This is a genomic window from Embleya sp. L77, assembly GCF_055557415.1.
This window is the reverse complement of the sequence record NZ_CM145709.1, coordinates 4,419,821-4,439,698: the sequence shown is the minus strand read 5'-3', so window position 1 is coordinate 4,439,698 and position 19,878 is coordinate 4,419,821. Positions and strand designations below refer to the sequence as shown.

Below are 19,878 nucleotides of genomic sequence, written 5' to 3'. Positions count from 1 at the left end.
CCCGGCCGGGATCACCGCTGCGCGGCCACCAGTTCCCGCGCCTCCTCGATCGTCTCCACCGCGGGCGGCGAGCCCATCAGCGGCTTGCGGGCGGTCTCGGACATCGCGAGCGCGGCGACCAGGCCCACGGCCGCCGCGAGCATCATGTACAGGGCCGGCATGTAGTCGTTGCCCGTCCCGTCGACCAGCGCCTCGGCCACGAACGGGGTGGTGCCGCCGAACAGCGAGACCGAGATGTTGAACGAGACGGACAGCGCCCCGGAGCGGATCTCGGTCGGGAACAGGGCGGGCAACGCGGCGGACATGGTGGCCAGGAAGCAGACCAGGACCAGGCCCAGGATCAGCAGGCCGATGAAGATCGGCACCAGGTCGCCCTGCTTGATCAGCACGAAGCACGGCAGCGGCAGCACGATGAAGCCGACGCAGCCGGTGATGATCACCGGCTTGCGACCGATCCGGTCGGTCAGCCCGCCGAGCGGGTGGATCACCGCCAGCAGCACGATCATCACCACGACGATCTGCAGCAGGCCGTGCGTCTCGTTGTAGCCGAGCGTGTCGGAGAGGTAGGTCGGCATGTACGAAAGCAGCATGTAGTCGTTGACGTTGTACGCCGCGACCAGCGCGATGCAGACGACCATCGCCCGCCGCTGGCCCAGGAAGATCCGCTTGAACTCGCGCACGGTCTCGTGCCCGTGTGCGTCCTCCGCTTCGTCCGCCTTCGCCCCCGCCGACTTCTCCATCACCTTCGCGAACGCCGGCGACTCCTCCAGCCGCAGCCGCAGGTACAGCCCGATCACCCCGATCGGGCCGGCCACCAGGAACGGGATGCGCCACCCCCACGTCCGCATCTCGTGATCGCTGAGCACCGCGGTCAGCAGCGTGACCAGGCTCGCCGCCAGGATGTAGCCGATCAGCGTGCCGAACTCCAGGTAGCTGCCGTAGAACCCGCGCCGCTTGTCCGGGGCGTACTCGGCGATGAACGTGCTCGCGCCGCCGTACTCGCCCCCCGCCGAGAAGCCCTGAAGCATCCGGAACAGAATCAGCAGGCCCGGCGCGGCGAGGCCGATCGTGGCATAGCCGGGAATCAGCCCGATGCACAGCGTGCCGCTCGCCATCATCAGCATCGTGATCGCGAGCACCCTCTTGCGCCCGATCCGGTCGCCGAGCGGCCCGAAGAAGAACCCACCGAGCGGCCGGACCAGGAACGCGGCGGCGAACGTGGCGAACGAGGACAACGTCTGCGCGGCGTCGTTGCCGGACGGGAAGAACACCTTGCCGATCGTCACCGCCATGTAGGCGTAGATGCCGAAGTCGTACCACTCCATGGCATTGCCGAGCATGGTCGCCTTGACCGCGGTGTCCACGGTCTTGGCATCGACGACCGTGATGTCTTCCTCGCGCACCTGTCTCCTCTGTCCCGGGGTGGTCCTCGCGTCCCAGGTTGGGGCAGGAGATCGCGCCGGGGCGGGCACGACACAGGTTTTACCGCACAAAAAGCCCTGATCCGCCCCATGATCGGGCGAATCAGGGCAACAGGACTCCGAGCGGGCCGAGTCGGGCTCAGGCGGCGTCCAGCTTGAGATCCTTGATCAGCTTGGCCACGTGGCCGGTCGCGCGCACGTTGTACAGCGCCCGCTCGACCTTGCCGCTCTCGTCGACGACGAACGTCGAGCGGATCACGCCCTTGACGGTCTTGCCGTACATGGTCTTCTCGCCGAACGCGCCGTACGCCTCCAGCGTGCTCTTGTCCGGGTCGGCGAGCAGCGTCACCGTGAGGTTCTCCTTCTCCCGGAACTTGCCGAGCTTCTCCGGCTTGTCCGGCGAGATGCCGACCACGTCGTAGCCCGCGCCCGCGAGCAGCGCCAGGTTGTCGGTGAAGTCGCACGCCTGCTTGGTGCAGCCCGGGGTCAATGCGGCCGGGTAGAAGTACACGATGACCTTGCGGCCCGCGTAGTCGGACAGCGAGACGTCCTTGCCATCGGCGTCGGACAGGGTGAAGGCGGGGGCGGTGTCGCCCGCCTGGAGGCGGTCGCTCACGAAGAACTCCTCGGATCGCTCGGCAACGTACGCCGCAACGCTAGCGCTGTGCTCCGACCGATTCGGGCCCCCGACCCCTCGGCGCGGTCGCGCGTCCCGGGGCACCCCGTTCGTCAACGTCGGGCAAAAAACGATGCGCGCACGCCACTGTTGCCACCATCACCCAATTGCGAGTCTTTTGCAATTGCGGCGACAAGACATAAAATCCGACAGCCGAATCCGGCATTTCGGGAGGGGCCACATGCACATACCCAACGGGTTCATCGACGGCCCCGTATCGGCGGGAGCCGCAGTCGTCGCCGTCGCCGGGATCGCCGTCGGCCTGCGCGGCGCGCGTCGGGAACTGGACGAACGCACCGCGCCGCTGGCCGGCCTGGTCGCGGCCTTCGTCTTCGCCGTCCAGATGCTCAACTTCCCGGTCGCCGGCGGCACCAGCGGCCATCTCCTGGGCGGCACCCTGGCGGCCATCCTGGTCGGCCCGTACACCGGCATGTTGTGCGTGGCGGTGGTGCTGCTGATGCAGGGCCTGTTCTTCGCCGACGGCGGCCTGACCGCGCTCGGCCTGAACATCACCATCATGGGCATCGTGACCGTCGTGGTCGGCTACGGGCTGTTCCGCCTGGTACTGGGCCTGCTGCCCGCGCGGCACTCGTCCGTGCCGGTCGCCGCGTTCGTCGGCGCGCTCGTCTCGGTCCCCGCGGCGGCCTGCGTGTTCACCGGCTTCTACGCGATCGGCGGGACCACCGACGTGTCGATCGGCAAGGTGGCCGGCGCGATGATCGGCGTGCACGTCCTGATCGGCGTCGGCGAGGCGATCATCACCGCGGCCACCGTCTCCAGCGTGCTGGCGGTCCGGCCCGACCTCGTCCACGGTGCGCGCGGCCTCGCGCGTCCGCTCGTACTGCACTCGGCAGGGGGATCCCGATGACCCGCGTCCGTACCCGCACGCTGCTGATCGCGGGCGTCCTGCTCGCCCTGGTCCTGGCCGGCTTCGTGAGCTATTACGCCAGCCAGAGCCCGGACGGCCTGGAAAAGGTGTCCGCCGACAAGGGCATCGACGCCAAGGAGCAGGACCACCAGTTCAAGGACGGCCCGCTGGCCGACTACAGCGTCAAGGGTGTGCACAACGAGCGGCTCTCCGGCGGCCTGGCCGGGGTGATCGGCGTGGGCGCGACCCTGCTGGTGGGCACCGGCGTGTTCTGGTTGGTCCGCAGGCGCTCCACCGGCGCCGACCCGGCCGGCGCCCGCACGGCCGGCTCCGGCGCGGGAACCGGCGCCTGATCGTGTCGGCCGGACCCGGGCATCGGCTGTATCGGCCCGGCGACTCGCCGGTCCATCGGCTGCCACCGCACTGCAAACTGCTCGCGCTGGTCGGCTTCGTGGTGGCCACCGTGTCCACGCCGCGCGAGGCCTACTGGGCGTTCGGCGGGTACGCCGTGCTGCTCGCCGCGGTCGCCGCGGTCGCCCGGGTGCCGGCCGGCTTCCTGCTGCGGCGCATGCTCGTCGAGCTGCCGTTCGTGGGCTTCGCGCTGCTGCTGCCGTTCGTCGCGAACGGGCCGAGCGTCGAGGTGCTGGGCCTGTCGGTCAGCCGGGACGGCCTGCTGGGCGCCTGGAACATCATGGCCAAGGGCACCCTCGGCGTGGTCGCGGGCGTCCTGCTCGCGGCCACCACCGAACTGCGCGCCCTGCTGCTGGGCCTGCAGAAGTTGCGGATGCCGCCGCTGCTGGTCCAGATCATGTCGTTCATGCTGCGCTACGGCGGGGTGATCACCGCCGAGATGGGCCGGATGCGCATCGCCCGCGAGTCGCGCGGCTTCGTCGCACGCGACCTGCGGCAGGCCCCGGCGGTGGCCAAGTCCGCCGGCGCGCTGTTCATCCGCTCCTACGAGCGCGGCGAGCGGGTGCACCTGGCGATGCTCAGCCGGGGCTACACCGGGACCATGCCGGTCGTCCTGGACACCCAGGCCACCGCCGCCCAATGGGCCGCCGCCGCGGCGCTGCCGGGGGCGGCGCTGGTGGTGTGGGCGGGTGCACTCATCCTGTGAACGTGCGCAGACCCCAGGAACGGAGTACCCCACGTGAGTGAAGCGACCGGCGACGCCGCCCCCTCGCTGGCCGTCCGCGGCCTCGCCTACGCCTACCCCGACGGCCACCAGGCCCTGTACGGCGTCGATCTGAGCATCGCCCGCGGCGAACGTGTCGCGCTGCTCGGCCCCAACGGCGCCGGCAAGACCACCCTGGTGCTGCACCTCAACGGCATCCTGACGGCCGGCGCCGGCACCGTCGAGGTGGCCGGCCTGCCGGTGGCCAAGGAGCACCTGCGCGAGATCCGCCGCCGGGTCGGCATCGTCTTCCAGGATCCGGACGACCAGCTGTTCATGCCCACGGTCCGCGAGGACGTCGCGTTCGGCCCGGCCAACCTGGGCCTGCGCGGCGCCGCGCTGGAGGAGCGCGTACAGCACGCCCTGGCCCGGGTGGGCATGGCCGGCTTCGCCGATCGCCCGCCGCACCACCTCAGCTACGGCCAGCGCCGCCGGGTCGCGGTGGCCACGGTGCTCGCGATGGAACCGGAGATCCTGGTCCTGGACGAGCCGTCCTCGAACCTGGACCCGGCGAGCCGGCGCGAGCTGGCCGAGGTACTCCGTTCGCTCGATGTCACCGTGCTGATGGTGACCCACGACCTGCCCTACGCGTTGGAGCTGTGTCCGCGCGCGCTGGTGCTGGCCGGCGGCGTCGTGGTCGCCGACGGGAGCACCCGCGACCTGCTCCTGGATCGTGACCTGATGGCCGCCCACCGACTGGAGCTGCCGTACGGATTCGACCCGTCGTCGGTCCCGGCCTGAACCGCCTCGACCCCGACCGCCGGCGCCACGGCACCCGGTTGACGCGGCTGCGGGGATGTACCTGACAGACTTGGGGAACACACGAGCGCAGGGGCCGGAGAGGACGGGTTGTGAGCGACCACGGGCGGGAACTGTCTCCGGCGGAGTTGGAGCGGCAAGGCCGGGCGGCGTTGGGCCGTCCGGTGACGGCACACGCTGAGCGGAGTCGGGTGGAGTCGGTGAACGGTGCGCACAGGGCCGACGTTGCGAACGCCGGACACAAGGATGGGAAGGCCGTCGACAAGCACACGAACGGCGACCAGCCGGACCGGCGCTCGCCACAGCAGATCGAGCGGGACATCGAGGCGGCCCGGGCGAATCTGGCGGTGACGCTGGACGAGATCGTCGACCGGGTGAAGCCGGCCAATGTCGCGGCTCGCGCCAAGGACAAGGTCCGGGCGCAGTTCATCGACAGCGACACGGGCGCTCCGCGCAAGGAGCGGATCCTGCCGCTGGCCGGCGGGGTGGCGGGGCTGCTTCTGCTGGTCGTACTGGTGAAGACCAAGGGCAACGGCGACAAGAAGGTCAAGACCCGAAAGAACGGCAGGAAGCGCTGAGGTCCGCCGCGCCGACGCCGGGCCGACCTCGCCGGGCCCGGCCGAGGCGGAATCGGATCGGGACATACACCTCCCGGTGACGCATGTTCGGCGTCGGGCGGGTAGCTTGTCGAAGCGTGAGTTCCGACAGGTCCCAGTCTTCGAGTAACAACGCCCACGACCTCGGCGAGAAGCTGCCCATCCGCATGCTGCACGACCGTGTCCTGGTCCGCCAGGACGCGGCGGAGGGTGAGCGCCGTTCCGGCGGTGGCATCCTCATCCCCGCGACCGCGCAGGTCGGCAAGCGGCTGGCATGGGCCGAGGTGGTCGCGGTCGGCCAGAACGTCCGCACCGTCGAACCGGGCGATCGTGTCCTGTACGACCCCGAGGAGCGCGCCGAGGTCGAGGTGCGCGGTGTTCCGTACGTCCTGCTCCGCGAGCGCGATCTGCACGCGGTCGCCGCCGAACGCATCGAGGTCTCGGGCGAGGCCACCGGCCTCTACCTCTGACCTCCGACACCGGGCCGACCGCCGAGAGATCTCCGTATCGCCGACAACGCCGGGTGGTGAGCCGTTCACCACCCGGCGGCTTCGTCCGCGCCCGCATATCGCGGGCCCGGACGGACCCGTTCGGGTCGGGTGACTCCCTCCCGCGGGTGAACTCTTCTGCCAGGATGACCCGATCCGCACGAAGAGCCGGCCAAGAGGAGAGGGACAGATGCCGCGACGTCGGATCTGGATAGCGGCGCTGTGCGCGGTCGCACTGGTGGGTTTCCTGGGCGGCGGCCTGGTCGGGGTGTTCGGCGGCGGTGGCGGTGACACGTCCGCCGCTGCGGCGACGTCGCCCGGATCGAGCAGCGCATCCCCCAGCCCGTCCGCGGCGGTCGCGGCACAAATCAGTTCGCCGCCGACCACCGCCCCGCCCACCTCGGCGTCCCCGTCGCCGTCCAAGAGCCCGTCGGCCAAGCCGGCCCTGGCCGCGGGCGCACGCTATGTGCTGACCCTCGGGGACGGTCGGGCGATGGACGTGAGCGGCGCCAGCGACCGGGACCGGGCGGCGGTGATCGCCTACCCGGCGGGAGCGGGCAAGGCGAATCAGCAGTGGGTGGTGCGCGACGCGGGCGGCGGCTTCGTCCGGCTGGAGTCGGTGCTCTCGCACAAGTGCCTGGAGGTGTCCGGCGGCCGGGAGTCGCGGGCGTATCAGGACGACTGCGGGCGCGCCGAGAACCAGTTGTGGAAGCCGCAGGCCAGCGGTTCCGGGGTGGTGCTGCTCGCCCGCAACGGCTCGGCACTCGGGCTGGGCGAGCAGATCAAGGGCCTCCAGGGGCTCGGTCTGGTGCCGGCCGGCTCGGGCGCGGTGTGGCAGGCCGGCAGCGTGTGAGCGGGTGCCGGACGGCGGGCCGGACCGGCCGAGCCGCGCCGGCGATCGAGTTCGCGTACGACAGCTCCCCTTATGTCCGAATGTGACCCCCTGCACGCCTACCGGACGGAACAGCGCGGGATGCCATGCGGTTGCACCTCAGTGCGAACGCGGAGCACCGGCACGAGCACGGGTGCGCCGATCGGGCGGGCGGGAAACGGGCGAGGAAGAGGACGCGGAGTGGACGCTGTAAAGCTGTCGGTACTGGACGTGGCGCCGGTGGGAACCGGGTATTCGGCGACCGAGGCGCTGCGCACGAGCACCGAGTTGGCCAAGCGGGCCGAACAATGGGGCTTCCATCGGTTCTGGGTGGCGGAGCACCACAACATGCCCGGCATCGCCAGCTCGTCGCCGCCGGTACTGCTCGCCCACCTGGCCGCGCACACCTCCACCCTGCGACTGGGCTCGGGCGGGGTGATGTTGCCCAACCACGCCCCGCTGGTGGTCGCCGAGCAGTTCGGCACGCTCCAGGCGCTGCACCCCGGGCGGATCGACATCGGCATCGGCCGTGCTCCGGGCACCGACCAGGTCACCATGCGCGCGCTGCGCCGCGGTGGCGGCGCCGAATCGGTCGAGGAGTTCCCGCAGGCGCTCGGCGAGCTGATCGGATTCGTCACCGGGTCCTTCGCCCAGGACCACCCCTACTCGCGGATGCACGCGGTGCCCGGTCCCGCGTCCGGGATCGAGGCGGGCGGCGAGTTCGCGACCGCCGAGGCGCCGGTGTGGCTGCTCGGGTCCAGCGGCTACAGCGCCCAACTGGCCGGGATCCTGGGCCTGCCGTTCGCGTTCGCGCACCACTTCAGCGGGCAGCACACGGTGCCCGCGCTGGAGCTGTACCGCGAATCGTTCCAGCCGTCCGCGTCGCTCAAGGAGCCGTACGCGATGATCGCGGCCGGGGTGATCGCGGCCGACACGCACGAGCAGGCGGAGCGGCTCGCGCTGTCCCAGGCGTTGTCCATGTTGCGGCTGCGCAGCGGCAATCCGGGCCGGATGCCCTCGCCGGAGGAAGCCGAGGCCTATCCGTGGACGCCCGCCGAGCGGGAGTTCGTGGCGAACTACCGGCGCCAACACATCAGCGGCGACCGGGCCGAGGTACGGGCCGGCATGCGGGAGTTGCGCGAGCGTACGCAGGTGGACGAGCTGATGGTGATCAGCAACGTGTACGGGCACGACGCGCGGATCCGCTCGTACGAGTTGATCGCGCAGGCGTGGGGGCTGATCGAGGAGTGATCCCGCCGCCGGGACTCAGCGCACGGTGACCTCGATGTGGTGGTGGCCGGTGGCGCCGTCCGGGATCACGTCCGCGTTCCTGGCGGTCTGCACCGCGCCGGTGCCGTCCGTGGCCCGGACCCGCAGGGTGTGCCGGCCCGGTATGGCATTCCACAGCAGGCGGTACTGCCGCCACGTGTCGGTGGTGGTCTGCGGCGCGAGCTCGGCCGGCTGCCACGGGCCGTCGTCCACCTGGATCTCGACCGCGGCGATGCCCCGGTGCTGGGCCCAGGCGACGCCGGCGATCGGGACCGGGCCGGCCTTGACGGTGCCCGCGTCCCTGGGGGTGTCCAGGCGCGACTGGGTCTTGATCGGGGCCTGCCGGGCCCAGCCGAGCCTGACCCAGTAGGCGCTGAACGCGTCGAACCGGGTCACCTCCAGGTCCACGATCCACTTGCACGCGGACACGTATCCGTACAGGCCCGGCACCACCATCCGGACCGGGAAGCCGTGTCTGATCGGCAGCGGCTCGCCGTTCATCGCGTACGCCAGCATCGCGTCGCGCCCGTCCAGCACCTCGCGCAGCGGCGTGCCGATGGTCATCCCGTCCGGTGATCGGGAGACGAGCTGGTCGGCGCCGGGGCGGATGCCGGCCTCGCGCAGCAGGTCGGCCAGCGGGGTGCCCAGCCAGCGGGCGTTGCCGATCAGGTCGCCGCCGACGTCGTTGGACACGCAGGCCAGCGTGATGTCCCGCTCGATCGCGAAGCGCTCCCGCAACTGCCGGTAGTCCAGCCGGATTTCCCGATCGACCAGGCCGTGGATCCGCAACTCCCATTCCTCGGCCCGCAACTGCGGCACGGTGAACGCGGTGTCGATCCGGTAGAAGTCGGCGTTCGGGGTCAGGTACGCGGTCAGGCCGGGTTCGACCAGGCCGGGGCCGGCCGGGGCGGCGGCGCTGATCGGCGTGGGGAGGTTCCCGGCGACCGCGGCACGGGACTTCTCCGCGTTGAACCGGGCGTGCTGGAGCATCCGGCCGCCGAAACCGGCCACCGCGGCGACGGCGGAGGCGCCGACCAGGAGCACCGTGCGGCGCGAGGTGTCGGGAGCCGGTTCGCGCACGTCGTCCTCGGGCGCGCCCGGCAGCGGGCGGGCGAGCGGGCGGCGGTCGACCAGGTCGGGGCGGGTCAGCAGGACCAGCGTCAGCACCCCGAACAACGTGCCCACCGACACCGGGGCCAGGTCGGCGGCTTCGAACGAGGGCCGGTCGACCGCGGTCCATGCGGCGAAGGCGCCGAGCGCGAGCACCCCGGCGATCCCGTAGCCGAGCCGGCGGGCGGCGAGCACGCCCAGCCCGGCGGCGAACAGCGCGAGCAGCACGGCGATCACGGTCAGCAGGAACGCCTTGTCACCCGTCCCGAGGGGCGGATCGCCCACTCGCGCGGCCCCTGCGGCGCACGATCGGTGACCGCTCCGCTGATCGTCACGAACGGGGTGGCCTCCGGCCGTACGAACGCCGCCACCACCTCGGTCACCCCGAGCGCCACCGCGGCCGAGACCACACCGATCAACGCGGCACCGGACCGACCAGAACGCCGCACAACGCCACCTCACGCTCGGAAACGACTCGAAGAACGACTCGGGAAGGAGTCGGAAAGCACTCGGGAACAGCTCATGGAACGGCTCACGGAACCGCGCCCGGAACCGCTCCCCGAACAGGTGCGTCCATCGTGACTCCGGAGCGGCTCGCGCGGGGGAATCCGCTGCTTACCGTTGTGTGACGAAGCGTCAGCGGCTTATTGCGAATACCTTGCAATAAGCTTTCCGGGTCGAGTCGTCGATCCACCGGGGGAAGCAGTGACCACCGTCGTCCGCGAACACCTTCCGTTCTCCGCCGCCGAACTGATCCGGGCCTGGGTCACCGGCTGGGCGCCCGCCCGGGAGGTGCCGCCGCCGGTCGAGGTGGCCGGCGGCTTCCGGTTGCACGTGGGTCTGCCGGGCCATCGGGTGCGGTACGTGCTCTTCGACGTCGAACGGGTGGCCGAGCTCGCCCGGACCCGAACCGCTCCCGGGACCTGGATCAAGGTGCTCGCCCCGGCGGAGCGGCTGCGGCCCCTCCTGACCCCCGCGTGGACCGTGGGCGAGCCGGAGTACCCGATGACCGGGCCGCTGCGGCGGGCGGCGGCAAGTGTGCCGAACGGCTACACGCTCGAGGTCGAGCCGGTCGGCGCGGTGGTCCTGGTCCGGCTGCGCGCCGCCGACGGCACCGTCGCCGCCCACGGTCGGATGGCGGTGACCGGAGAGACCGCGGTGGCGGACCGGATCGGCACCGATGCGGCACACCGCCGTCGGGGTCTGGGCAGCGTGGTGATGACCGCCCTCGGCGACGCCGCCGCCGCACGGGGCGCCCACACCGGGGTCCTGGTGGCGAGCCCGGACGGGTACGCGCTGTACACCACGCTGGGCTGGACGCGGCACGGCGTGCTCACCCCGGCGTGGATCCCGGAGCCGGCGCCGGATTCGGTGCCGGCTCAACCCCGACCCGCCAGGTAGGCCCGCTTCACCCGCGCCCAGCGCACTTCCTCGGCGGGCGTCAGCCGGCCGCGCAGTTCGGCCGGCCCAGGACGTTGTTGCCCAACTCCAGCGCGAAGCCGATCTTCTCGATCTCGCGGCGTGCGGCGGCGTCCGGTGCGGCAGTCGGGTCCAGGGACGGTGGTGCCCTGCCCCGGGGCCGGGCCGTCGATCCGGACGAACGCCAGGCCCAGGCGGGCCGCGACGTACGCCAGGAGCGTGGTCTTGCCGTAGCCGGGCGGCGACAGCAGGAGCAGCAGGCCCTGGCTGTCGGTACGCCGTCCGTCGCCGACGGCACCCGACTGCCTGGCCGGATCGTCGCCGATCAGCGGCAGGTAGACGTCGTCGATCAGCCGGTTGCGGCGGACGCGGCGCGACCCGACGACGAGGCGGGGCGCGGCTACAGCGGGGTGGCGGGCCAGCCCAGGAGCCGGGCGCCCAGGGCGGCGGTCTCCAGGGTGTAGCGCTGGAGCGCGTCGCCGGGGTCGTATCCGGTCAGCGTCCGGATCCGCTCCAGCCGGTAGGAGAGCGTGCGCACGCTGATCCGCAACCGGCGGGCGGCCTCGGCGTTGACGTACCCGGCCGCCGCACACGCGGTGATCGTCGCCAGGAGCGGGCCCGCGCCGCCGCGCGCGTGCACCAGCGGACCGAGCGCGGTACGGACCAGGTCGGCCATCGCCGCCCGGTCGCGCATCAGCACCGGGAACACCAGCAGGTCGCCGGCGTCCAGCACGGTGCCCGGCAGATCCAGCCGCACGGCCAGGTCGAGCGCACCCAGCGCCTCCTCGTAGGACGCCACCACGCCGCTCGCGCCGGCGTGCGGTCGGCCCAGCGCGACCCGATGCGCACCCTCGTGGCCGGGGCCGGTCCGGGTCGCATACTCGGCGAACGCGGCGAGCACCGACTGCTCGTTGTCCGCCGCGATGCACACGAGCCGGCCGTCCTTCGTGGTCAGCAACACGTCGCGCTCGCCGAACCGGCCGATCAAATCCCGCTCGACCCGACGGACCAGCGCGTGCACCTCGTCGTAGTCGTTCGCGCCCACGGCCACCGCGACCGTGTGCGCCCGGGCCAGGCGCAGCCCGAACCGCTCGGCGCGCTCGGCCAACCGGCCCGGGTCGCTGCGGCCGTACAGCAGGTCGTCGACGAACTCGCGACGGGCGGCCTCCTCCCGACGAACCGCCAGCCGCCGCGCGTGCTCGTGTCCCGCACCGAGGGCGGCGATCGCCGCATCCAGCGCGGCCAGCACCGCGTCTCCGCCGCGGGCCGCCTCGCCGACACTCGCCGCGCGCCCGATGCCCGGCAGCGTGCCCCACGCGCGGCGCGTCTCGCGCAGGTACAGCCCGACCAGCGCGCGCCAATCGTGGCCGGCCTCCGCCGCGCGCTCGCCCGCCTCCGCCAGTGCGTGCAACTCCGCCCGCCGCAGCAGCCGTCCGGTCCCGGAGACCTCCCCGAGCACCTCGGCCCACCCGTCCGCGAACTCGACGGATATGCCGTCGCCGCCGTCCACTCCCGGTCCCCCCGAAGCCCCACCACGTTGCCGAAGACCTCGACGGAAACGCTACCAACGTTGCCGATTCCCGGCAGCGACCCGGCTCGGCGGCGCGCCCCGTGGCCACGTACGTTGCTCGGTCGCCCGAGGGCGGTTCGGGATGTGCGGCAGCCGGCCACCGAGCAGACGTTGCCCAGCGGGTCGGGTGTCAGCCGATCAGTTCGGAGACGATCGGCGCCAGGGCACGAAACGCCTTGCCCCGGTGGCTGATCGCGTTCTTCTCGGCGGCGCTGAGCTCGGCGGCGGTACGGGTGTCGTCGGCGACCTGGAGGATCGGGTCGTAGCCGAAGCCGCCGGAGCCGCGCGGTTCGCGGGTCAGGGTGCCCTCGAACCGGCCCTCGACCACCCGCTCGGTGCCGTCCGGCAGGGCGAGCGCCGCCGCGCAGGCGAACCACGCGGCGCGGTGTTCGTCGCCGATGTCGGACAACTGCGCGAGCAGCAGCCGCAGGTTGGCCGCGTCGTCGCCGTGCGTACCGGCCCAACGCGCGGAGAAGATTCCGGGCATGCCGTTGAGCGCGGCCACGCACAGGCCGGAGTCGTCGGCGATCGCCGGAAGTCCCGTGGCCTGCGCGATGGCGTGCGCCTTGAGCAGAGCGTTGGCCGCGAAGGTGAGGCCCGTCTCGGGCACGTCGGGGACCTCCGGATAGGCGTCCATGCCGACGAGTTCCACGTCGAGCCCGACGTCCTTGAGGATCTGCTGAAGCTCGACGACCTTGTTGGCGTTGCGTGTGGCGAGTACGAGACGGCTCATGCGGCAAGCCTAGGCGGTGTCCGGCGGCGCGGGGCCATCGAGATCCGCCGGGCGGCGCGCCGCCCGGAACCGCGCCCGGCGGCCCCGGATGCGATCCGGACCGCCTCGCGGACCTGCTACTTCACACAGATGGTGGTCAGGTTCTTCGCGCCGTTGATCAGCGGCTGCACGTCGCTCGCACTCAGGTTCCCGCCGTTGGCGGTCTTGGTGCTGAGCTGGGTGATCACGTCGCCGAGGCCGTTCGCGGCGTTCTTCGCGTCCTTGGAGTCCAGGTCCTCGGTCTTGTCGTCCAAGGTCTTCTGGAGGTTGTCGAGCGCCTTGCGGGCGGCGGCCGGGTCGTTCAGCACATTGCCCAGGGCGGCGATGTCGTTGGTGAGGTTGGTGGCCAGTTCGGCACACGAGATGGCCTGCTGCGCCTGCTCGCACGCGGCGGTGGCGAACAACGCGCCCGCCATGACGGTGGCCGCGATCGTGGTGCGCAGGACCCGGCGGGAACGGTACGTGGCGCGGAACATGGAGCTCCTCGTCAGGGACGGGCCGATCGGCCCGGTCGTGGCTCTGCTGATCGGGATGACCAGGTGCCACGACCGTACTGGTGCCCGGCCCCGCGCCGGGCCGGCGGTGGCACACCCGATGCGTGCCGGTTGCGCGTACGTGACACTCGCAACCGGCACGTGACCACCACTTGCGGTGATATGCCGGAAAGCGGCCCCGGGGGCCTGCTTCCCCGCTTCCGCCGCTTGCGAAGCTTGTGCCGCGCCGCTTCCGTGGGTGCCCGGGGCTTCGGTGCGGCTCAGGACTCCAGTGCGAGTTGCTGGAGCACCGTGAGTTCCTCGCACCCCTGCGCGCCGAGGTCGAGCAGGTTGTTCAGCAGCACGCGGTCGAACGGCTCCTTCTCCGCGGTGCCCTGCACCTCGACGAAACGCCCGTCGCCGGTGCACACGATGTTCATGTCGGTCTCGGCGCGGACGTCCTCCTCGTACGGGAGATCGAGCATCGGCACGCCGTCGATGATGCCGACGCTGACCGCCGCCACCGAACCGATCAGCGGGTTGGCGCCTTTGCGGGTGAGCTTGTGCTCGCGCGCCCAGGTCACCGCGTCGGCGAGCGCGACGTAGGCGCCGGTGATCGCCGCGGTCCGAGTGCCGCCGTCGGCCTGGAGCACGTCGCAGTCGAGGTGGATCGTGGTCTCGCCGAGCGCCTTGGTGTCGATCACCGCGCGCAGCGAACGACCGATCAGCCGCGAGATCTCGTGCGTACGCCCGCCGATCCGGCCCTTGACCGACTCGCGGTCGCCGCGCGTGTGGGTGGCGCGCGGCAACATCGAGTACTCGGCGGTGACCCAGCCCTCTCCGCTGCCCTTGCGCCAGCGCGGCACACCTTCGGTGACGCTCGCGGCGACCAGGACACGCGTGCGGCCGAACTCGACGAGGACCGAGCCCTCGGCGTGGTCGAGCCACTTGCGCTGGAACGTGACCGGACGGAGCTGGTCGGGGGTACGGCCGTCTACTCGTGACATGGCCCCAGCCTAAGCGGTGCCACGCAGGGTTTCGGACCGGCCGCCCGGTGCGCCTAGACCGTGTGCGAGGCGTCCGGCAGAGCCAGCTCGACGGCGCCGGAGAAGGTCTTGCGGGCGTCCTCGAGATTGCGCCCGCGGCTCGTCCACGGCGGAATGTGGGTGAGCAACAGCCTTCCCACGCCCGCTCGTTCGGCATGCTCGCCGGCCTGCCGACCGTTCAGGTGCACGTGCGGCAGGTCCTCCCGGCCGTGCTCGAAGGACGCCTCGCACAACAACAGGTCGGCGCCGCGCGAGATCCGGACCAGGTCGTCGCTGACCCCGGTGTCGCCGGAGTAGACCAGCGATCGGCCGCCGACCTCGATCCGGTAGGCGTACGACTCGACGGGGTGCGGCATGCGGTCCGCGGTGATCCGGAACGGGCCGACCTCGAACGTGCCGGTGACCACCGTGCGGAAGTCGAACACGTCGGCCATCCGCCCGTTGTCGATCGCGCCCTCGACGTCGTACGCCCGCGCGATCCGCTCGTGCGTGTCGGCCGGTCCGTACACCGGCAGCCGAGGCAGTTCCCCGGCCGGGCAGTACTTGCGGGCCACGAAGTAGCAGGTGAGGTCGAGGCAGTGGTCCGCATGCAAGTGGCTGAGCAGCACCGCGTCGACCGAGGCGAGCGTGGCGTGCCGTTGCAGTGCGCCGAGAGCGCCATTGCCGAGATCGATCAGGATCCGGGCCCCGTCGGCTTCCAGGAGGTAGCACGAGCAGGGGCTGTCCGGCCCGGGGAAGCTGCCGGAGCAGCCGACGACGGTGAGTTTCACGTGAGGGCTCCGAGCGCGTCGACGTGCGCGAGTTCGGGGCCGAGGAACCGGCGACCTACGTCGCGGAACTGGGCGGGATCGCCCGTGGTGAGGAATTGGTGGTCGGGCGCGGCCCGCCCGACGTCGCGCATCAGGCCGCCGGCCGCGAGTGCGCGGTAGACGTCCTTGGCGGTCTCCTCCGCACTGGAGATGAGCGTGACCTGCTCCCCCATCACGTAGGAGATGACGCCGGTGAGCAACGGGTAGTGCGTGCAGCCGAGGATCAACGTGTCCACGCCCTCGGACACGACCGGGTCGAGGTAACCCCGGGCGACCTTGAGCAGTTCGTCGCCCCCGGTCACCCCGCGCTCGACGAACTCGACGAAGCGCGGGCAGGCCTGCGTGGTGAGCCGAATGTGCGGCGCCGCGGCGAACGCGTCCTCGTAGGCCATCGAGGTCTTGGTCGCCTGTGTCGAGATCACCCCGACCCGCCCGTTGCGGGTGGCCGCCGCGGCCCGCCGGGTGGCGGGCTTGATCACTTCGACGACCGGGACGCCGTACCGCTCGCGCGCGTCCCGCAACATCGCGGCGGACGCGCTGTTGCAGGCTATGACGAGGATCTTGACGCCCTCGTCCACGAGCCGATCCAGGCATTCCAGCGCGTACCGGCGGACCTCCGCGATCGGCCTCGGCCCGTAGGGCTGCCGCGCGGTGTCGCCGAGATAGCGGATCGGTTCGTTCGGAAGCTGATCGAGCACGGCCCTGGCCACGGTGAGGCCGCCAAAGCTGGAATCGAAGATTCCGATCGGCGCGTCGTTGGATGCGAATGCCACTCCCCGAGAGTACGCAGTGGAGGGGTACGTCCCGGTGCACAACGGGCACGGGGGTGACCGACGTCATACATAACCGCGCTACGCGCGGGGCGGCTTCGCCGCTCTCCTCGCGCCCCGCCAACCGGGCACCGCCCCGCACTCGTCGACCGAGCGCAGCCCACCCCCGCCCCGCCCGACCCGCCCGACTACGGCACCAACACCACCCGTCCCGACTGCCCCCGCGCGTCCAGCACCCGGTGTGCCTCCGCCGCCGCGGTGAGCGGCAGCCGCGTGTGCACCGCAACGCGCAACCGGCCCGAACCCAGGTGGTCGGCCGACTCGGCCGTGTCCCGACGCGCCTCCGCCGGACTCGCCGCCCGCCAGGCGAGCAGCGAGAACCCGGCCACCGACCGCAACGCGAACAGGTCCGTGACGGGAACGGCGACCAACTCGCCACTCGCCGCGCCGTATACCGCGATCCGCCCCAACGGAGCCAACACGTCGAAGCTCCGCCGCAGTATCTCGCCGCCCACCGAGTCGAGCACGACATCCACCCCTCGCGGCGCCACCTCGCGCACCCGCGCGGGCCAATCCGGGTCGGTGTAATCGATCGCGAAGTCGGCGCCGTACTCCTCGACGAAGGCGAGCTTGTCCGCCGAACCGACCGTGCCGATGACCGTCCCGGCACCCAGCAATGTGGCGAGCTGCACCGCGAGATGACCGATACCGCCCGCCGCGGCATGCACCAACACCGTTTCCCCGGCCGCGAGTTGCCCGGTACGCAGAGCCCGCAGCGCCACCGGTGCGGCCATCGGCAGCGCGCCCGCAGCGCCGGCATCCAGCCCGTCGGGCACCTCGACGAGCCACTCGGCGTCCGCGACGACGAAGTCGGCGAACGCGTCCTCCGCCAGTCCCGCGACCCGGCGGCCGACCTGCCACTGCGTCACATCCGGACCGACCGCCTCGATCACACCCACCACATCGCCCGTGAGCACGCCCGGCAACGGCCGCCGGAACAACGGCCCGGCGGCCGGTCCGAGCCGGGCCGCCGCCCCTGGGCCCGGGTGCCCCGGCGGCCGAGCGGCTGTTCGCCTTCCTCGACGCCATCGTCGACGTGGTCGCTCGCAACAAGGGCCTGCCGGCCGCCCTCGGCCACGCCGACACGACCGCCGCCGCGAAGTCGGACGAGGACCCGCGCACCGCGCACCCCGTCTACGGCTTCTGGCACGGACACATCACCGACCTGCTCGCCGCCGAGCACCCCGACCTGGACGCCGAACTCCAGGCACACATCCTGCCGGCCGGCCTACAGAGTCGGTCGATCCTGCTCCTGCTCGAACAGGGCGAGGCGGCACGCCTGGCCGCCGCCCTCCGCGCGCTGGCCCGCGCCCTGCTGCACACCCCGACCGAGGACACCACCGGCTGAGGACATCCACCGGCTGAGCGCGCGCACGGCCCGCCCACCCGCCGAATCGCGAGCGCACGCGGCATGACGGGCCCGAAACAACCGCCGGACCGCAAAAACCGATCGCCCCCGGCGCCGGGGGAACGGCGCTCGGGGGCGATGGAGGCTCGGGGTGCAACAGGCGTTCGGGAGAGACGCAGGGAACCCGCTCGCGGCTCAGCCCCGCAGGTCGAGCCCGACGAAACTCAGGCCCACAACTGACCCTGCAGGCCCTCGACCGCGGCCTCGGTGGTCTCGGCCGTGTAGATCCCGGTGGACAGGTACTTCCACCCCGCGTCCGCAATCACGAACGCGATGTCCGCGGACTCGCCCGCCTTGACCGCCTTGCGCGCGATCCCGAGGGCCGCGTGCAGCACCGCGCCGGTCGAGATGCCCGCGAAGATGCCTTCCTTCTCCAGCAGTTCCCGGGTACGCCGAACCGCGTCGGCGGAGCCGACCGAGTAGCGCGTGGTCAGCACCTCGGCGTCGTACAACTCCGGCACGAAGCCCTCGTCGAGGTTGCGCAGGCCGTACACGACGTCGTCGTAGCGCGGCTCGGCCGCCACGATGGTCACGCCCGGCACCTTCTCGCGCAGGTAGCGGCCGACACCCATCAGCGTGCCGGTGGTACCCAGTCCGGCCACGAAGTGGCTGATCGTCGGCAGGTCCTCGAGCAGTTCGGGGCCGGTCGTGGCGTAATGCGCGTCCGGATTGGCCGGGTTGCCGTACTGGTACAGCATCACCCAGTCGGGATTCTCGGCCGCGAGTTCCTTGGCCACCCGTACCGCCGTGTTGGAGCCGCCCGCCGCCGGCGACCCGATGATCCGTGCACCCCACATGCGCAGCAGTTCGCGGCGTTCCTCGGAGGTGTTCTCCGGCATCACGCAGACGATCCGGTAACCCTTGAGCTTGGCCGCCATCGCCAGTGCGATGCCGGTGTTGCCCGAGGTCGGCTCCAGGATCGTGCAGCCGGGGGTGAGCAGCCCGTCCCGCTCGGCCGCCTCGATCATGTGCAGGGCCGGGCGGTCCTTGATCGAGCCGGTCGGGTTGCGGTCCTCCAGCTTGGCCCACACCCGCACGGTCGGCGAGGGCGACAGGTTCGGCAGGCCGACCAACGGGGTGCGGCCCACCGAGTCGAGCAACGATTCGTAGCGCATCAGATCGAGCCGCCGGCGACCGCCGGAAGAATGGTGACCGTGTCGCCGTCGTCCAGCTTGGTGGTGAGCCCGCCGGTGAACCGCACATCCTCGTCGTTGAGGTAGACGTTGACGAAGCGGCGCAGTTCGCCGTTCTCCTCCACCAGGCGAGCACGTACGCCCGGGTGCCGGGCCTCCAGGTCGACCAGCAGGTCGGCGAGTGTGTCGCCGGAGCCGGGGACGGCCTTGGCGCCGTCGGTGTAGGTGCGAAGGATGGTCGGGATGCGGACCTCGATGGCCATGGATGCGCTCCTCTGGTGTTGACTCGAACGGAGAGAACGCAGTCCGGACGCGGGCCGCACCCCGACGCTCCAGCGGAGACGGTGGAAACCGTGGAGGCCGTGGGGCGGGGGATCGTTCGCATGCGCCGGTGCTGCGGGACTTGCCTGCTGCCTGGGGTGCCTGGTGAACCGATCCGAAAGCGGGATCAGCCCACGCGCGCAGCGCGACAGAGGGCGCTGGAGAGTCGGCACAGATCGACGTGCAGGCGCGCGACGAGAAGCGCGCCCGGGGCACCGCCCGGCACTGCTTCCGTCGTATTCACGCCCGCATAACGCATATGGTCATGCTAGCCATTCCCCCGGCCCGCTCCGATGTGATCTCGCATGCCGGAACAGCCCATACCGACAGGTGAGACGCGGACGGCCGCGAACGCCCACCATATCGGTCACATCACCCCGAACCGGCCGCCTCGCAAAGCCGCCGACCGGACCGGGGGCGGATCGACCCACCGGATCAATAGGCGTCCACCACGTTGACCTCCTCCTCGGTGATCACCCCGTCGACGATCCGGTACGACCGGAACTCGTACGTCTCCTCGTCCCGCGTCGACACCAGCACGTAGTGCGCATTGGGCTCGGACGCGTACGACACGTCCGTGCGCGACGGGTACGCCTCGGTCGCGGTGTGCGAGTGGTAGACGATCACGGGCTCCTCGTCGCGTTCGTCCATCTCCCGGTAGAGCTTGAACAGGTCGGCCGAGTCGAACTCGTAGAACGTGGGCGACCGCGCGGCGTTGAGCATCGGGATGAACCGCTCGGGGCGGTCGGTGCCCTCGGGCCCGGCAACGACGCCGCACGCCTCGTCGGGGTGGTCGGCACGGGCGTGGGCGACGATCCGATCGCGCAGGGCTGCGGTGATGGTGAGCATGCCCCGAGCGTACTGA

The 19,878-nt window shown here is 71.6% G+C and carries 21 protein-coding genes and 3 pseudogenes; 9 read left to right on the top strand and 15 right to left on the bottom strand.

The features are described 5' to 3' along the window. Positions 1-11: 11 nt before the first annotated feature. Positions 12-1,472 carry a glycine betaine/L-proline transporter ProP gene (gene proP / locus ACZOOI_RS19045; protein ID WP_465276984.1) on the bottom strand — a complete coding sequence of 487 codons (1,461 nt, stop codon included), beginning with the start codon at positions 1,470-1,472 and terminating at the stop codon, positions 12-14. A gap of 88 nt (positions 1,473-1,560) precedes the next feature. Then, the gene (bcp, locus tag ACZOOI_RS19040; RefSeq protein ID WP_465276983.1) at positions 1,561-2,037 is read right to left on the bottom strand and encodes a thioredoxin-dependent thiol peroxidase; all 477 of its coding nucleotides are present in this window, start codon (positions 2,035-2,037) and stop codon (positions 1,561-1,563) included. A 241-nt stretch (positions 2,038-2,278) separates the two neighbouring features. Here bcp and ACZOOI_RS19035 point away from each other — a divergent pair. The 7 genes and pseudogenes from ACZOOI_RS19035 (at position 2,279) to ACZOOI_RS19005 (ending at position 8,104) form a co-directional block, all read left to right on the top strand. Beyond that, positions 2,279-3,318: pseudogene (locus ACZOOI_RS19035) on the top strand (energy-coupling factor ABC transporter permease). A gap of 2 nt (positions 3,319-3,320) precedes the next feature. Continuing rightward, a complete protein-coding gene (gene cbiQ, locus ACZOOI_RS19030) occupies positions 3,321-4,082 on the top strand; it encodes a cobalt ECF transporter T component CbiQ (RefSeq protein ID WP_465276982.1) in 762 nt (253 codons plus the stop codon). Between the two features lie 33 nt (positions 4,083-4,115). Further along, positions 4,116-4,880, top strand: coding sequence for an energy-coupling factor ABC transporter ATP-binding protein (locus ACZOOI_RS19025; RefSeq protein WP_465276981.1), 765 nt, complete (start codon positions 4,116-4,118; stop codon positions 4,878-4,880). 110 nt (positions 4,881-4,990) lie between these two features. Beyond that, positions 4,991-5,476: a DUF3618 domain-containing protein gene (locus tag ACZOOI_RS19020; protein ID WP_465276980.1), complete on the top strand. Its 486-nt coding sequence runs from the start codon at positions 4,991-4,993 to the stop codon at positions 5,474-5,476. Between the two features lie 185 nt (positions 5,477-5,661). Next, positions 5,662-5,964 carry a GroES family chaperonin gene (locus ACZOOI_RS19015; protein ID WP_052173837.1) on the top strand — a complete coding sequence of 101 codons (303 nt, stop codon included), beginning with the start codon at positions 5,662-5,664 and terminating at the stop codon, positions 5,962-5,964. 208 nt (positions 5,965-6,172) lie between these two features. Continuing rightward, the gene (locus tag ACZOOI_RS19010; RefSeq protein ID WP_465276979.1) at positions 6,173-6,835 is read left to right on the top strand and encodes an RICIN domain-containing protein; all 663 of its coding nucleotides are present in this window, start codon (positions 6,173-6,175) and stop codon (positions 6,833-6,835) included. Positions 6,836-6,955: 120 nt separating this feature from the next. Then, positions 6,956-8,104 carry an LLM class flavin-dependent oxidoreductase gene (locus tag ACZOOI_RS19005; protein WP_465281236.1) on the top strand — a complete coding sequence of 383 codons (1,149 nt, stop codon included), beginning with the start codon at positions 6,956-6,958 and terminating at the stop codon, positions 8,102-8,104. Between the two features lie 15 nt (positions 8,105-8,119). Here ACZOOI_RS19005 and ACZOOI_RS19000 read toward each other — a convergent pair. Next, positions 8,120-9,651, bottom strand: a pseudogene (locus tag ACZOOI_RS19000) (molybdopterin-dependent oxidoreductase). 286 nt (positions 9,652-9,937) lie between these two features. Between ACZOOI_RS19000 and ACZOOI_RS18995 the strand changes: the two are divergent. Then, on the top strand, positions 9,938-10,633 hold the full coding sequence (locus ACZOOI_RS18995) for a GNAT family N-acetyltransferase (RefSeq protein WP_465276978.1): 696 nt from the start codon (positions 9,938-9,940) through the stop codon (positions 10,631-10,633). 67 nt (positions 10,634-10,700) lie between these two features. Here ACZOOI_RS18995 and ACZOOI_RS18990 read toward each other — a convergent pair. The 8 genes and pseudogenes from ACZOOI_RS18990 to ACZOOI_RS18955 form a co-directional block, all read right to left on the bottom strand. Next, positions 10,701-11,013, bottom strand: a pseudogene (locus ACZOOI_RS18990) (AAA family ATPase); the annotation flags it as partial. A gap of 38 nt (positions 11,014-11,051) precedes the next feature. Further along, entirely contained in the window at positions 11,052-12,161 is a 1,110-nt protein-coding gene (locus tag ACZOOI_RS18985) for a PucR family transcriptional regulator (protein WP_465276977.1), read from the bottom strand. Between the two features lie 190 nt (positions 12,162-12,351). After that, positions 12,352-12,954: an RdgB/HAM1 family non-canonical purine NTP pyrophosphatase gene (gene rdgB / locus ACZOOI_RS18980; protein ID WP_391588975.1), complete on the bottom strand. Its 603-nt coding sequence runs from the start codon at positions 12,952-12,954 to the stop codon at positions 12,352-12,354. A 116-nt stretch (positions 12,955-13,070) separates the two neighbouring features. Further along, entirely contained in the window at positions 13,071-13,469 is a 399-nt protein-coding gene (locus ACZOOI_RS18975) for a hypothetical protein (RefSeq protein WP_465276976.1), read from the bottom strand. Positions 13,470-13,747: 278 nt separating this feature from the next. After that, entirely contained in the window at positions 13,748-14,473 is a 726-nt protein-coding gene (rph, locus tag ACZOOI_RS18970) for a ribonuclease PH (RefSeq protein WP_391588977.1), read from the bottom strand. Between the two features lie 53 nt (positions 14,474-14,526). Beyond that, entirely contained in the window at positions 14,527-15,282 is a 756-nt protein-coding gene (locus ACZOOI_RS18965; RefSeq protein WP_465276975.1) for an MBL fold metallo-hydrolase, read from the bottom strand. Further along, complete coding sequence (gene murI / locus ACZOOI_RS18960; protein ID WP_465276974.1) at positions 15,279-16,094, bottom strand: glutamate racemase; 816 nt, start codon at positions 16,092-16,094, stop codon at positions 15,279-15,281. The genes ACZOOI_RS18965 and murI overlap by 4 nt, the downstream gene beginning before the upstream one ends. Positions 16,095-16,279: 185 nt before the next feature. Next, the gene (locus ACZOOI_RS18955; protein WP_465276973.1) at positions 16,280-17,077 is read right to left on the bottom strand and encodes a quinone oxidoreductase family protein; all 798 of its coding nucleotides are present in this window, start codon (positions 17,075-17,077) and stop codon (positions 16,280-16,282) included. 110 nt (positions 17,078-17,187) lie between these two features. Here ACZOOI_RS18955 and ACZOOI_RS18950 point away from each other — a divergent pair, with 110 nt between their 5' ends. Beyond that, entirely contained in the window at positions 17,188-17,499 is a 312-nt protein-coding gene (locus ACZOOI_RS18950) for a hypothetical protein (RefSeq protein WP_465276972.1), read from the top strand. Positions 17,500-17,723: 224 nt separating this feature from the next. Here the strand turns inward: ACZOOI_RS18950 and ACZOOI_RS18945 are convergent, their stop codons facing one another. The 4 genes from ACZOOI_RS18945 to ACZOOI_RS18930 form a co-directional block, all read right to left on the bottom strand. Then, positions 17,724-18,674 (bottom strand): PLP-dependent cysteine synthase family protein, encoded by a 951-nt coding sequence (locus tag ACZOOI_RS18945; protein ID WP_465276971.1) that lies wholly within the window; start codon positions 18,672-18,674, stop codon positions 17,724-17,726. Further along, complete coding sequence (locus ACZOOI_RS18940) at positions 18,674-18,955, bottom strand: ubiquitin-like small modifier protein 1 (RefSeq protein WP_020553365.1); 282 nt, start codon at positions 18,953-18,955, stop codon at positions 18,674-18,676. Before ACZOOI_RS18940 ends, ACZOOI_RS18945 begins: the two co-directional genes overlap by 1 nt. 185 nt (positions 18,956-19,140) lie before the next feature. After that, positions 19,141-19,239, bottom strand: coding sequence for a putative leader peptide (locus tag ACZOOI_RS18935; protein ID WP_321170724.1), 99 nt, complete (start codon positions 19,237-19,239; stop codon positions 19,141-19,143). Positions 19,240-19,448: 209 nt separating this feature from the next. Beyond that, positions 19,449-19,862: a M67 family metallopeptidase gene (locus ACZOOI_RS18930; RefSeq protein ID WP_465276970.1), complete on the bottom strand. Its 414-nt coding sequence runs from the start codon at positions 19,860-19,862 to the stop codon at positions 19,449-19,451. Positions 19,863-19,878: the final 16 nt, after the last annotated feature.